Source organism: Paraburkholderia steynii (assembly GCF_900100565.1).
GTDB classification, from domain to species: Bacteria; Pseudomonadota; Gammaproteobacteria; order Burkholderiales; family Burkholderiaceae; genus Paraburkholderia; species Paraburkholderia terrae.
On sequence record NZ_FNDI01000052.1, the window covers coordinates 1 to 14,009 of the forward strand.

A 14,009-nucleotide genomic window follows, 5' to 3' on the forward strand; every position below is an offset into this window, starting at 1 on the left:
TGATCTCGTACCGACTGTCAACGCTTATTCGCGGCCTCGAAACGAGGTTCTACGCCGGTTCTGGCATGGGCTGGTTCCTGCGAGACTGGCGGACTTCGAGTGGCACTGTGAATTGCGCAGCAACGATACGCTTGCCCTCTTGAACGGTAATCGCGTTACCCTCCTGATCTCGAAGCACGTACGGCTCGCCGGTCTTCAGCACACGATAGATCCGGTTGATCAAACGCGTAGCAACTGCGCATATGGCCTGCTTGTGGTGATGCCCCTTGTTCACCATGAGGCGCCAGTACACGGCGGCAAGATCTGGATCGATCTTGCGTGCGACGTCCGCGGCGATGTACAGCGCCCGCTTGACGCGATCGCTACCGCTCTTTGTCAGCCTCTGCCCGGGCTTCTCTATGCCACCAGATGAACTTCTGGTTGGGAACATGCCGCAGAAGCCACGGATGTGATCCTCGTTACGGAAGCGTTTCGCGTAGCCGAGTACGCCGATGAGCAAGGGAGCCAGGGTCGCCCCAATGCCGGGGATGGTTCGAAGCGCATTGGACGGATGCACCCGCTGATAGATCTGTTCTACCTCACGCTCGATCGCGCTGACGTGACGATCCCACAATCGCAAATGTTCGACTTCCTGTGCCACCTCGAATTGCAGTGCAACGAAATCGACACTATCACCGTGGAGCTCGATGGTCTCCTCGGCAGCTGACTTGAGCTTCTCAACCAGCGAATCGATAAAGGGGCCGCTCTTGGGATGATTGCCTGAAGCGTGTCGCGACAGAAATCGGGCGAGCACATCGCGCCGCATGGCGACAACCTTGCGCGGATCGAATAGCTCGCCGAGAATTGCCAACGTGATCTGCGTCACTGTATCGGGTAACACAGGCTCAAGGGCCGGACAGGCCCAGCGGACGAGGTCAAGAACGCGGCGCCGCGCGGAACATACTAGTTCCTGATAGCGGTGACGTTGCTTGGTCAGTCGCTGTAGTGCATGTTGCTCGGGCCCGGGCACATGAACGGGGTCGAGGCCACGACCACCAAAGCCGGGTATTGCGCCCAATACATGCGCATCGGCCGCATCGGTCTTGGCATGCTCGCTGAGGTATTTGCGCAACGCCTTCACGCGCTGTCCCTTGACTCGAATGACCTTGATTCCGGCACGCTGCAGCCAGTTCGCCACCGGAAACCAAGCCATGCCGGTTGGTTCCATCACTGCCGTGATTGGCGTTTCCGCACCGACGCCGCTCTTGATGGCTGACACGAAACGCCTGAGGTCGGTTGAAGTCAAACGAAAGCGGATTGGTTTGCCAATCGCACGGCCATCATCAAAGATCTGCGCGACCTGTACCGCGCTGATTGCCAGATCGATGCCGACGGTTCGGTGGCGCACCGGTGCATTGCTGATAAAAGCCATGAGTTATTGTTCTCCTTATCGACGAATCAGAGGGCTCGATGCCGGGCAGCACTGCCAGGTGTTTCATTCGTGGCCGCTTGAACTTTGCAGATTCATGCGCCACCATCTCGTTACTCTTGCCTGCGCCAGCCCGAACCCTGCAACCATGGGCTTCACGTCGTCGGGACGAACTTTGCGGGCTCTCCCACGTTCTTGAGGTCGCTGGGCTCGGTGCCCGCCGGCAAGGGTACAGCGAGGGTGCAGGCGGAGTTGAACGGCGAGTCAGAATCGACATAAGCTCGGCCTCATACTCTTGCCCCTCGCCGTTCGCCCTGCGCCCGGACTCAGATAGAAAAACTATGAATTCGATGCGAAGTCGACCCGCGATCACTTCGTCGAGGCACCTTGCAGCCCCATCATCGACTTGCCCCTCGGCGTCAACTCCGCACCGCTATAGATACCTGCGACTTGCCGAGATTGACCCACGCGTTCGTATCGGCGGGATTCTGGTGGAGCGCGGCCGTCAGCAGTTCGGCCGCTTCCGCCGAAGCCGGGTTCATCCACATCAACGCGCTTGCCAGATTGTTGCGCAGGCTATGCAGGTCGGGGTCGATGGCGAGCGCGTCACGGTAGGGCGCGACGGCATCGCCGTGCCGGTTCATCAATTGCAGTGTGAGACCCAGGCGAAAGAGCGCTCGGGGATCGTGCGGCGCGAGCGCGGCGAAAGCACGGGCAATCGTCTCCGCCTCGACGCCGCGTCCCTTGGCGACCAGTTGCGGTGTCATTTCATCGAGCGAATCGGGATTGGTTGGAAACAGATGCGAAGCGGCCTGGAGCCAGATGTCGTGGGCTTGCCGGTCGCCCTTGTGAAGCGCTGCGACAGCATGACGCAGGAATGTCTGGAAGGAATCCAAAAGAACTTGATGTGGATCAACTGTTGTTTTAAGCATTTGTGGGTGGAGATTGTCGGCCGCGCCGGAAACGATAAAGACCACTATAGTTCCGAACATTCGCTAGATGAATCAGACCCCTCCCAACAGCTAAACTCGCAGGATGCAGCGCATAACCGTCACCGGCCGGGTCAACCTCGGGCATCTCTTCTGGCTACGCAGTCTTGCCATCATCGGGCAACTCGTGACGATTGCGTTCGTCCAGACCTTTGTCGGCGTCAAGCTGCCGTTACCGGCGATGCTGCTCATCATCGGGCTCGAAGTGATTTTCAATGCGCTGACGTGGCTGCGCGTCGCGAGCCAGAAGCCCGAGTCGAACCTCGAGCTGTTCGGGCAACTGTGGGTCGATCTCGGCGCGCTGTCCGCGCTGCTGTTTCTGTCGGGCGGCACGACCAACCCTTTCGTCTCGTTGTACCTGCCGTCGCTGGCGATTGCGGCCGCCGTACTGCCCTGGCATCTGATGGCGTGGCTCGCCGCGTTCGCCGTGGCGTGCTATGCCGTGCTCGGCTTCGAATCGGTGCCGCTCAATCTCGACAATCCCGCGAATCTGTTCGACTACTATCGCGCCGGCATGTGGGTGAACTTCATGGTCAGCGTCGGCCTGATCGCGTGGTTCGTTGCGCGCATGTCGCGCGGGCTGCGTCAACGCGATGCGGCGCTCGGCGATGCGCAACAGCGTCTGCTGCGCGACGAGCGCGCGGTGGCGCTCGGCGTGCAGGCCGCGACAGTCGCGCATGAAATGGGCACGCCGCTGTCGACGATCGCGATGCTCACGGAAGAACTGCGCGATGCCGCCCGCAGCGACGAAGGTCTGAAGCCGTACACCGCCGACCTCGACATCCTCGACCAGCAGATGACGCTATGCACGTCGGCGCTTGCGCGCCTGCGCAGCCGCGCATCGACGCAAGGCAGCCGGCAACTGGTCGACGAATGGCTCGATTCGTTCGTCAATCAGTGGCGCTTGCGTCACCCGCACGTCAAGTTCGAGCGCCTCGGCGAGCCGCCCGCGAACGTCAGTGTCGACGACACCGTCGCCGTCAGCCAGATTCTCACCATCCTGCTCGACAACGCCGCGCGCGCGAGCCGCGATCACGTGACGCTCGCCGCGACGCTCGCCGACAACGATTCGATCGACTTCGAGGTCTGCGACGCCGGTCCGGGCGTGCCCGCATCGCTGCGCGGCTTACTGGGCGCGGCGCCCGTCGACAGCACGCAGGGCGGACACGGTGTCGGGCTGTATCTGGCGTTTTCGGCGGCGGCGCGGCTCGGCGGATCGATCGAGCTCACCGACGTCAGCGAAATCAAGCCGCGCGGCACGCGCGCAGTATTGCGGTTGCCTTTGGCCCGCGAGCAAACGGGCGCGGGCCGGCTGGGCGCCGCGTCGTCCAATACGGAGAAGCAAGCATGAGCGATAAGAATTTTCTGGTCATCGACGACGACGAAGTATTCTCCGGCATTCTCGCGCGCGGGTTGACGCGGCGCGGCTTCACGGTGTCCGAAGCGCACAACGCCGACGAAGCGATTCGCCTCGCGAATCAGCAGAAGTTCGGGCAGATCACCGTCGATCTGCATCTGGGCAACGACTCCGGGCTGAATCTCGTCGCGCCGCTGCGCGACCTGCAACCGAACGCGCGGATGCTGGTGCTGACGGGCTATGCGAGCATCGCGACGGCCGTTCAGGCGGTGAAGGACGGCGCGGATAACTATCTGGCGAAGCCCGCGAACGTCGAAACGATTCTGTCCGCGCTGCAAACGGAAGCGAGCGCGTTGCAGGCCGAAGAGGCGATCGAGAATCCGACGCCGCTGTCGGTCGCGCGGCTGGAGTGGGAGCACATCCAGCGCGTGCTCGCGGAAAACGGCGGCAACATTTCGGCGACGGCGCGCGCGCTGAACATGCATCGGCGCACATTGCAGCGCAAGCTTGCGAAGCGGCCGGTCAAGCAGTGACCTTGTCGTAGTTTCTTGCGGACGAGCATGAAAAAGGGCGGCGCTCCTTGCGGAGCGCCGCCCTTTCGTTTGGCTGTTCGCCGGTGTGACGACGCGCGTTACAGCACGTAGCGCGACAGGTCCTCGTCTTGCGCGACCTCGTTCAACGCGCGATCGACATACGCCGCGTCGATCATCACGTTCTTGCCGGCATGATTGCCCGCCGAGAACGAAACTTCCTCGAGCAGCTTTTCGATCACCGTATAAAGACGGCGCGCGCCGATGTTCTCCGTCTTCTCGTTCACCGAGTAAGCGATTTCCGCAAGACGGCGGATGCCGTCGTCGGCGAATTCGAGGTGAACGTCTTCCGTTTCGAGCAGCGCCTGGTATTGCTTGACGAGGCTGGCGTCGGTGGCGTCGAGAATCGCTTCGAAGTCCTTCACCGACAGCGAATCCAGTTCGACGCGAATCGGAAAGCGCCCTTGCAGTTCGGGAATCAGATCGCTCGGCTTCGCCAGATGGAACGCGCCGCTCGCAATGAACAGGATGTGATCGGTCTTCACCATCCCGTACTTCGTGTTGATCGTCGTGCCTTCGACGAGCGGCAGCAGATCGCGCTGCACGCCTTGACGCGAGACCTCGCCGCCGCCGGCTTCGCTGCGCGACGCGATCTTGTCGATTTCATCGAGGAACACGATGCCGTTCTGCTCGACGTTCTGCACGGCCTTCGTCTTGACCTCTTCGTCGTTGAGCATCTTCGCGGCTTCTTCGTCGGTGAGGAGCTTCAGCGCTTCCTTCACCTTCACCTTGCGGCGCGTCTTCTTGCCGCCGCCCAGGTTCGCGAACATCGAGCGGATCTGCTCGGTCATGTCTTCCATGCCCGGCGGCCCCATGATGTCCATCGTGGTTTGCGGCATCTCGATGTCGAGCTCGATTTCCTTGTCGTCGAGCAGGCCTTCGCGCAGACGCTTGCGGAACGTCTGACGCGTCGCGTTCGATTCGTCGCCGCCGGACTCTGCGCCCGAGCCGAAGCCGACCGTGCGCGCGCCCGGCAGCAGCGTGTCGAGGATGCGGTCTTCGGCGAGATCCTCCGCCTTTGTGCGGACTTTGCGCATTTCGGTTTCGCGCGTCTGCTTGACCGAGATTTCGATCAGGTCGCGCACGATGCTGTCGACGTCACGGCCCACGTAGCCGACTTCCGTGAACTTGGTCGCTTCGATCTTGATGAACGGCGCGTCGGCGAGTTTCGCGAGCCGCCGCGCAATTTCCGTCTTGCCGACGCCCGTCGGCCCGATCATCAGGATGTTCTTCGGCGTGATTTCCTGGCGCAGCGGGTCGGCGACCTGCTGGCGGCGCCAGCGGTTGCGCAACGCAACCGCGACGGCTTTTTTCGCGCGATGCTGGCCGATGATGTGCTTGTCGAGTTCCGAGACAATCTCGGCGGGAGTCATGGTGCTCATCGTGTGTCCTTACTCGATTGTCTCGATGACGCGGTTGTGGTTCGTGTAGATACACATGTCGCCGGCGATCTCCAGCGACTTTTCGACGATTTCGCGCGGCGAAAGATCCGTGTTGTCGGCGAGCGCCTTCGCGGCGGCCTGCGCGTACGCGCCGCCCGAGCCGATCGCGCAGATGCCGCCTTCCGGGTCGAGCACGTCGCCGTTGCCGGTGATGACCAGCGTGGTGGTCGCGTCAGCCGTGATCAGCATGGCTTCCAGACGGCGCAGCATGCGGTCGGTGCGCCAGTCTTTCGCCAGTTCGACGGCGGCGCGGGTGAGATTGCCCTGATGCTTTTCGAGCTTGGCTTCGAAGCGGTCGAGCAGCGAGAACGCGTCGGCCGTGCCGCCGGCGAACCCGACCAGCACCTTGCCGTTGTAGATGCGGCGGACCTTCTTCGCGCCGCCCTTCATGACGATGTTGCCCAGCGTGACCTGGCCGTCGCCGCCGAGCGCGACCTTGTCGCCGCGGCGCACGGAGACGATCGTCGTGCCGTGAAATTGCTCCATATGCGTTCCTTTTCCAAAACCGCAAATACTTTGCGAGGGACCAGAGTAAGCGCTAAAGCGCTAACTCTGGGTCGACAGAGGACGCGGAGACGCCAATGCGCCACCACGGAATCCGAGAGCGGCCGGCGCGCGATGCTGGGTGTCGCGCGCGCGTGCAACGCATGTCGGATTTATTTTAGGGCGGACGCTGCCATATCAAGAGCCCGAGTCGAACGGGCGCGAGAAAAGGCGGAAAGGGTGCGGTGACTGGGAAATGCGCTGTCGAGGCTTCGACGGCAGTAAAAGGTGCTGACGGACCGCCCGCACGTCAGATTATGCGTCGCGCATTTACCGATTAGCCCATGCAAACCGGCAAGCGGACCGAAAAAAGCGCAGCCTGAAAAGAAAAAAGAGGCGCACGGTTCACCGTGCGCCTCTGACGAAGCGTGTCTGGGGCGCGGACCCCGAAAACCGCGCCGCCCGTCGATCAGTCGCCGAACAGCTTCTGGCGCAATTCGCGGCGTTCCTGTGCTTCGAGCGACAGGGTGGCGGTCGGACGCGCGAGCAGGCGGGGAATGCCGATCGGCTCACCCGTTTCTTCGCACCAGCCGTAGTCGCCCGATTCGATCCGCGCGATCGACTGCTGCACCTTCTTCAGCAGCTTGCGTTCGCGGTCGCGCGTGCGCAGTTCCAGCGCATGCTCTTCCTCGATCGTCGCGCGGTCGGCCGGGTCCGGCACGATCACGGTTTCGCGGAGGTTCTCGGTGGTCTGGCCGGCATTGCGGAGAATATCCGCCTGCAGCTGCTCGAGCCGGTTCTTGAAGAAAGCGAGCTGATCCTCATTCATGTAATCCTTGTCGCTCATCTTCAGGATTTCGGCTTCGGTCAAGAGTCGTTTCGTCGTCATCTGGCTTGCTTCGTCAATGTGAGGCAAATCATTGCCCGCACTTTCGTGTTGCCCGCAAAGGCGCCTCGATGACGCTCAAATGAGCGCCGGCGAACACGGACGGTGGGCTGTCGTGACGCCGAAGCGCCGATGCGGGGCCGAACTCCTCTGGAAACCGATTCTTCCAATGCTCCTGAGGCAATGCTTCCCGGCAGCGCGTTATAAGCCGGGGTGTGGCCGGCCGGCATATCGGCGATGTCCCCGGATTAGATTTTCCGGCGCCGTTTATCGGCCCGGCACGGCTGCGAAGCGACTACGCGCTTTACACCGGGCAAATCGTTCTCTTTCTCCAGTGGGGCCGTATTGTAACTGAATCACAATACGAAACCGCAAGCAGGGGAAATCCCTGCCGCAAACTCCACTTATCGTGAAAATATAACGCGCTGTTCACTAAAAAGCGATGGTCGTACACGTATTCTCGTAACAGGGTTTTCACGTGCTTTGACCGTAAACCGGCTTTTAAATTGCCGTGCTTGCGCTTTTGAGGTCTTTTTCGCGTTGGGAAGCGAACAGATGGCAGCTGGGACGAACGCTAAAAGGCGTCCACCCCAGCCAGTAGAACGATTTAGACGAGGCAGGCTTCAAGACCGTCGGTGATCAGGTCTTGCGGCAGTTCGATGCCGATGAACACCATCTTGTTGGTCTTTTTCTCGATGGGCTGCCATTTGGCGGCGAGATCGCTGCCCATCATCTGATGCACGCCCTGGAAGACGACCTTGCGATCGACGCCCTTCATGTACAGCACGCCCTTGTAGCGCAGCAGGCGCTCGCCATAAATCTGCAGAATGCCGCCGAGGAAGTCTTCGAGCTTGTTCGGATCGAACGGGCGATCGCTGCGGAAAACGAACGACTTGATCTTGTCGTCGTGATGCGCGTGATGGTGATGATGGCCGTGATCGTGGCCTTCGTGATCGCACTTGCCGTGATCGTGATCGCAGTTCGCGTGGTCATGATCGTGATCGTGGTCATGGTCGTGATGCGCGTGATCGTGGTCGTCCTCGGCGAGGAAGTCCGGATCGATTTCGAGCTTCGAGTTCAGGTTGAAGCCGCGCAGGTCGAAGATTTCCTTGATGTCCGCTTCACCGAAGTTCACGACGCGGATTTGCGCCCGCGGGTTCATGTGCAGCAGACGGTGGCGCAGATCGCCAACTACGTTTTCGTCGACGAGATCGGATTTCGTGATGAACAGGCGGTCAGCGAAACCGACCTGGCGTTGCACGACTTCGTGTTCGTCGAGCTGTGCGTTAGCGTGCTTCGCGTCGACGAGCGTGATGATCGCGTCGAGCAGGAATTCGTCGGCGATCTGGTTATCCATGAAGAAGGTTTGCGCGACCGGGCCGGGATTGGCCAGCCCCGTCGTTTCGATCACGACACGGTCGAAGTCCACCTTGCCTTCCTGCTTCTGCGCGGCGAGATCGCCGAGCACGCGCGCGAGGTCGCCGCGAATCGTGCAGCAGATGCAGCCGTTGCTCATCTGGATGATCTGCTCGCCCGTGTCCTGCACGAGGATGTCGTTGTCGATGTTTTCTTCGCCGAACTCGTTTTCGATCACGGCGATCTTCATGCCGTGCTTCTCGTTCAGGATGCGCTTGAGCAGCGTGGTTTTGCCGCTGCCGAGGAAGCCGGTCAGGATAGTGACGGGAATCATGTTGTTCGCCATGTGAAGTCGCCTTGTGTTCGTCAAACTGGGGTGCGAACCGCGCGCCGCGCGCAGGGCCCGAACCGCATGAATTCAGCTGAATATTGAAGCATAAGTGCCGGGGCGCCGCTGCTGCATGGCCAAAGCCCCGTCAACGCCAGGGAAATAACGCCCTAACTATGGGCGATCAGGCGATTTGCAACAATAGGCCTTTCAGATATTCGCCTTCCGGGAACGCCGTCAGCAGCGGATGATCGACGCCCGCCCCGAGCCGCTTGAGGATGCGCGCATCGACGCGCGCGTCGGCCGCCGCGCCGGCGACGATCTTCTGGAACAGTTCAGCATCGATCGCGCCCGAGCAGGAGTAGGTGAACAGCAGGCCGCCCGGCCGCAGCAGCTTGAGGCCGGTGAGGTTGATGTCCTTGTACGCGCGCGCGGCGCGGTCCACGTGCTCGCGCGACGGCGCGAATTTCGGCGGATCGAGCACGATCAGGTCGAAGCGCTCGCCGTCGTCGTACAGGCGGCGCAGCGTTTTGAACGCGTCGGCGTCGAGCCAGGTGGCGCGCGCGGCGTCGAAGCCGTTTGCCGTGACGTTTGCTTGCGCCAATGCCAGCGCTTCGCCGGACGAATCGATCGATACTACGCGCTTCGCGCCGCCCTTGAGCGCCGCGAGCGAGAAGCCGCCCGTGTAGCAGAAGCAGTTCAGCACGTCGCGTTCTTTCGACAGTTCCTGCACCAGCGCGCGGTTATCGCGCTGATCGACGTAGAAGCCCGTCTTGTGGCCGTTGCGCACATCGACGTGATAGCGCACGCCGTTTTCGCTGGCGATCAGCGTTTCGGGCGGCTCATCGCCGGCGAGCACGCCGACCGTCTGTTCGAGCCCTTCCTTTTCGCGGATCGACACGTCCGAACGCTCATAGACGTTCGGGCAGCCCGTTGCGCCGATCAACGCCTGCACGATCGCGTCCTTCCAGGCTTCGACGCCGGCTGCCATGAACTGACAGACGATCTGGCCGCGCTTCGAATCGTCGTCCTGGATGTAGTAATCGACGATCAGTCCCGGCAGGCCGTCCGCCTCGCCGAAGATCAACCGTGTCGCGCCCGTGTTATGCACCATCGACTGACGGTGCGCGAGCGCGCTCTGCACGCGGCGCTTGAAGAACGCGTGATCGACGGGTTCGCTTTCGTCGAAGCTCCAGACGCGCGCGCGGATCTGCGAATGCGGGCTGTACGCGGCGCGCGCCAGAAAGCGGCCGTCGTGCGCGCGCACCAGCACGGTGGCGCCGGCGGCGGGCTTGCCGTCGACGCGGTCGATCGCATTCGCGTAGACCCACGGGTGGCGGCGCAGCAGCGATTTCTCTTTCGACGGTTTCAGCGTAACGGTATTCATGACTTCGTGAGGATTCAGCAGAACAATATGCCGCCGAAAGCGGCAAAGCAGATATGACTGGCTGCGCGGGCAGCGTCAGTCGCGTTTTTTGGCGCGTGGATGCGCCTGATCGTAGACGCGCGCGAGGTGCTGAAAATCGAGGCCGGTATAGACCTGGGTCGCGGCGATGCTCGCGTGGCCGAGCAGTTCCTGCACGGCGCGCAGATCGCCGCTCGACTGCAGCACGTGCGTCGCGAACGAATGGCGCAGCACGTGCGGATGAACATTGGCGGGAATGCCCGCCGTGAGCGCCATGCGCTTCACGCGATCGCGCACGACGTTCGGCGACATCCGGTTGCCGCGCGCCGACACGAACAGCGGATGCGGATCGAGCTTCAACAGTTCGCCGCGCACGGCGAGCCACGCGCGCAGCGCATCGAGCGCCTTGCTGCCGACGGGCACCGTGCGCCGCCGGTTGCCTTTGCCGAGCACTTCGACTTCCGCTTCGTCCAGCTTCAGCCAGCCCGTCGAGCGATAGCCATCGGCGTCGAAGAAATGCACGTCGAGGTTGACCAGTTCCGACAGACGCAAGCCTGACGAATAGAACAGTTCGAGCATCGCGTGATCGCGCGCGCCTTCGGCTGTGGCCGTCGCGGGGGCTTCCATCAACCGGTGTGCGTCGTCGACGGAAAGGGCTTTTGGCAGCGTCTTCGCGCGTTTGGGCGCGCGTACCGTCGCGACCGGGTTCGCGGGCAGTTCGATGCGTCCGGCGAGCCAGCGGTAGAACGCGCGCCACGCCGACAGCCGATGCCCGATCGAGCGCGCCGACAGCCCGCCTGCATGTGCGCGGGAGACAGCGCCGCGGATATCGGTAGCGGTGAGGCTTTCGAGCGGGCGACCGTTCGCGAGCTTTTTCAGCTCGTCGAGTTCGTGCGTGTAGGCGCGCAAGGTATGCGCCGACAACCGCCGCTCGTGCTCGAGGCTCGACAGATAGGTGGCGATCGGGTCGGCGGATGTCACGTGGCGGACGCTCAGCGCGGCAGCAGGCGGCTCAGCGCAGCGCTCGCGAGCGCGCCGATCTGCGTGAGGAAATCAGTGGCCATGCCGTCGTGAAAGCGGCGCGAATCGGGCGAGCCCATCACCAGCAGCCCGAACGCGGCGGCGTCATTCGACGCTTCCGGGTCGCGTAAGGCGATCAGCGCGATCGATTCGGTGCCGTTCACGGACACGCCGTCGCCCGAGGCCGTGGCGTCGCCGGCCACGGCCGACACGGCGGGCGTCAGCCACTGCGCCGCCTCGAAGCCCGTATTCGCGCCGCAGTACGGCGTGGCGAGGCTGTTCGCGAAGATGCGCACTTCCTCACCGACATGGCGCGTGAATTCCGCCTGCGAGTACGGCTCGGACACTTCCCACACGCGCAGCGCCGCTTGCGGCACGTCGAACACGTCGCGCAGGCCCATGGCGATCGTGCGCGGCAGCGCGCCTGGATCGCGTTCGGCCATCACGCGCGTCGTCCAGCGACCGAATTTCGACGCGATGCTGTCGTTTTCGTGTCCGTAGCGCAGCAGTTCGGCGAGACGCCGCTCGAGATGCTTGTTCTTCTCGCGCAGCATGTCCATCTGACGTTCCTGCAGCGACACGGCAGCCTTGCCGTGCGGATTGGCGAGCCGCACGGAGGCGAGCAGTTCCGCGTGCTCGGCGAAGAATTCGGGGTTGGCTAGCAGGTAGTCGGCGACTTCGCGTTCGTTCATGGTTTCAGCTTAATGGTTGCGCGCTTCGTTGCTGTCTTGCTGCCGCGCCACGCGGTCCAGCCTCCGCATGGCGGTGATGCATTCAGTCGGCCAGCTCTATTTCGCCTTCGAACACGGTGGCGGCTGGGCCTGCCATCATCAGCGGCGACGCGGGCTCGCCGTCCCACGTGATGGTCAGCGTGCCGCCGTGCGTGTGTACCTTGACGGGCGCGTCCAGCAAGCCGCGGCGGATGCCTGCCGCGACGGCCGCGCAGGCGCCCGTGCCGCACGCGAGCGTTTCGCCCGCGCCGCGCTCGTAGACACGCAGCTTGATCTCGCTGCGGCTGACGATCTGCATAAAGCCCGCGTTGACCCGCTGCGGGAAGCGCGGATGGTTTTCGATCACGGGACCGTCGGCCAGCACGGGGAACGCCTCGACGTCGTCCACGATCTGCACGGCGTGCGGATTACCCATCGACACGACCGACACCCAGCGCGTCGCGCCGTTGACGTCGAGCGGATAGAGCGTGTCGTTGCCTTCGCGGCGCGCATCGAGTCCGCTTGCGTCGAATGGCACCTGAGCCGGCTCGAACACGGGCGCGCCCATATCGACGACGACTTCGCCGTTCGCCTGCATGGTCAGCGTGATGACGCCTTTCTGGACCTGTACACGCACGCTTTGCTTGTCGGTGAGGCGCGTGTCGCGCACGAACTTGACGAAGCAGCGCGCGCCGTTGCCGCAGTGCTCGACCTCACCGCCGTCGCAATTGAAGATGCGGTATCTGAAATCGACGCCTTCGACGGTCGGCTTCTCGACCACCAGCAGCTGGTCCGCGCCGACGCCGAAATGCCGGCTCGCGAGCGCGCGCACCTGCGCTTCCGTCAGGTTGAGCGGTTGCGTGTAGCCGTCGAGCACGACGAAATCGTTGCCCGCGCCGTGCATCTTGGTGAATTTCAGTTTCATGCCGCTATTGTAAGTGACTGGCCGGACCTCTCGCCCACTGTGCGCCGCCGCGCTTCAGTAAAAACTCGGATCGCCGGGCGGGCGCGTCTTGAAGCGCTTGTGGACCCAGTAATACTGCTCGGGGATGCGCGGAATCTGCTCTTCGAGAAACTCGTTCATGCGGCGGGCGTCGGCGTCGTCGTCGCCCGTGGGGTAGTTGTCCCACGGCTTGAACACCCTCAGCCGGTAACCCTTGTAGTTCGGCAGCACTTCGCCGATGAACGGCACGACCTGCGCGCGCCCGACTTTCGCGAGGCGCCCGACGGCCGTCAGCGTGCAGGTCGGCACGCCGAAGAACGGCACGAAGGTCGAATTGCGCATGCCGTAGTCCATGTCGGCGCCGAGCATCACCGGCTTGCGATCGCGCAGCCAGCGCAGCACGATGCGCGCGCTGTCGGCGCGGCTGGCCATTTCGGCATCGAAGCGGCCACGCTGCGCTTTCGCCACGGCTTCGAGCTGCGGGTTCGACATCGGCTGATACAGCGAGCCGCACGGGCGCTTCAGCGAATAGTTGAGGAAGATCGAACCCGCCTCGATACCGACGAAGTGGAAACCCAGAAACAGCGTGGGCGGCAGATTCGGGTCGGTCAGGTCGATTTCGCTGTCCAGCTGGATCAGTTTTTCAAGCTTTTTCGCCGAGCCGAACCACTGCACGCTGCGTTCGAGATAGCTGCGGATCGCGTGCCGGAAGTGCTTTTGCGCGACTTCCTCGCGGCGCTCGTCGCTCCACTCGGGGAAGCACAGCTTCAGGTTGATGTGGACGATGCGGCGGCGGCGGCTCGGAATCTGATAGAGCAGCCAGCCGAGGCCGTCGCCCAGACGCGCGACGAAGCCATACGGCAGCAAAGCAAACAGCTTGAGCAGGCCGATAGCGAGGGTGACGCCCAGTCGGCTCAGCATGCGGTGGCTCCAATTTGTGCGCGAGACCACGCCGGGTAAAGAAAAACAACAAAAGAGTCGATATACCGCACGCGCAGACACTCTGTGACAAAAGAAAGAAGTCGCTATAATAAGGGCTTCGCCGAGTTAATAGACAACTTGCGGGGCGAAGCCGACGGACGCTTATCTTTC

At 62.7% G+C, this 14,009-nt stretch carries 13 protein-coding genes; 2 read left to right on the top strand and 11 right to left on the bottom strand.

Annotated elements, in window-relative coordinates:
• Positions 1-49: 49 nt before the first annotated feature.
• Together BLT65_RS43830 and BLT65_RS43835 are read right to left on the bottom strand one after the other, a co-directional pair.
• Positions 50-1,411, bottom strand: a complete 1,362-nt coding sequence (locus BLT65_RS43830; RefSeq protein ID WP_091778625.1) for an IS110 family RNA-guided transposase — start codon at positions 1,409-1,411, stop codon at positions 50-52.
• A 416-nt stretch (positions 1,412-1,827) separates the two neighbouring features.
• A complete protein-coding gene (locus BLT65_RS43835; protein ID WP_244187063.1) occupies positions 1,828-2,304 on the bottom strand; it encodes a hypothetical protein in 477 nt (158 codons plus the stop codon).
• A gap of 139 nt (positions 2,305-2,443) precedes the next feature.
• Between BLT65_RS43835 and BLT65_RS43840 the strand changes: the two genes are divergently transcribed.
• Together BLT65_RS43840 and BLT65_RS43845 are read left to right on the top strand one after the other, a co-directional pair.
• On the top strand, positions 2,444-3,748 hold the full coding sequence (locus tag BLT65_RS43840; RefSeq protein WP_091790363.1) for an ATP-binding protein: 1,305 nt from the start codon (positions 2,444-2,446) through the stop codon (positions 3,746-3,748).
• Positions 3,745-4,287, top strand: coding sequence for a response regulator transcription factor (locus BLT65_RS43845; protein ID WP_007743952.1), 543 nt, complete (start codon positions 3,745-3,747; stop codon positions 4,285-4,287). Before BLT65_RS43840 ends, BLT65_RS43845 begins: the two co-directional genes overlap by 4 nt.
• A 98-nt stretch (positions 4,288-4,385) precedes the next feature.
• On the opposite strand, the gene hslU is transcribed toward BLT65_RS43845, so the two are convergent.
• The 9 genes from hslU to BLT65_RS43890 form a co-directional block, all read right to left on the bottom strand.
• Positions 4,386-5,726 carry an ATP-dependent protease ATPase subunit HslU gene (hslU, locus tag BLT65_RS43850; RefSeq protein ID WP_091790364.1) on the bottom strand — a complete coding sequence of 447 codons (1,341 nt, stop codon included), beginning with the start codon at positions 5,724-5,726 and terminating at the stop codon, positions 4,386-4,388.
• A gap of 9 nt (positions 5,727-5,735) precedes the next feature.
• The gene (hslV, locus tag BLT65_RS43855; protein ID WP_035987163.1) at positions 5,736-6,272 is read right to left on the bottom strand and encodes an ATP-dependent protease subunit HslV; all 537 of its coding nucleotides are present in this window, start codon (positions 6,270-6,272) and stop codon (positions 5,736-5,738) included.
• 466 nt (positions 6,273-6,738) lie between these two features.
• A complete protein-coding gene (gene dksA, locus BLT65_RS43860; protein ID WP_007582076.1) occupies positions 6,739-7,158 on the bottom strand; it encodes an RNA polymerase-binding protein DksA in 420 nt (139 codons plus the stop codon).
• A gap of 604 nt (positions 7,159-7,762) precedes the next feature.
• On the bottom strand, positions 7,763-8,845 hold the full coding sequence (locus BLT65_RS43865; RefSeq protein ID WP_208545903.1) for a CobW family GTP-binding protein: 1,083 nt from the start codon (positions 8,843-8,845) through the stop codon (positions 7,763-7,765).
• A 178-nt stretch (positions 8,846-9,023) separates the two neighbouring features.
• Entirely contained in the window at positions 9,024-10,226 is a 1,203-nt protein-coding gene (locus tag BLT65_RS43870) for a class I SAM-dependent rRNA methyltransferase (RefSeq protein ID WP_091790366.1), read from the bottom strand.
• A 75-nt stretch (positions 10,227-10,301) separates the two neighbouring features.
• Entirely contained in the window at positions 10,302-11,225 is a 924-nt protein-coding gene (gene xerC, locus BLT65_RS43875; protein ID WP_091790367.1) for a tyrosine recombinase XerC, read from the bottom strand.
• A gap of 11 nt (positions 11,226-11,236) precedes the next feature.
• Positions 11,237-11,956, bottom strand: coding sequence for a DUF484 family protein (locus tag BLT65_RS43880; RefSeq protein ID WP_042305000.1), 720 nt, complete (start codon positions 11,954-11,956; stop codon positions 11,237-11,239).
• An 82-nt stretch (positions 11,957-12,038) separates the two neighbouring features.
• Positions 12,039-12,899 (bottom strand): diaminopimelate epimerase, encoded by an 861-nt coding sequence (gene dapF, locus BLT65_RS43885; RefSeq protein ID WP_091790368.1) that lies wholly within the window; start codon positions 12,897-12,899, stop codon positions 12,039-12,041.
• A gap of 54 nt (positions 12,900-12,953) precedes the next feature.
• Positions 12,954-13,868 carry a lipid A biosynthesis lauroyl acyltransferase gene (locus tag BLT65_RS43890; protein WP_255221860.1) on the bottom strand — a complete coding sequence of 305 codons (915 nt, stop codon included), beginning with the start codon at positions 13,866-13,868 and terminating at the stop codon, positions 12,954-12,956.
• Positions 13,869-14,009: the final 141 nt, after the last annotated feature.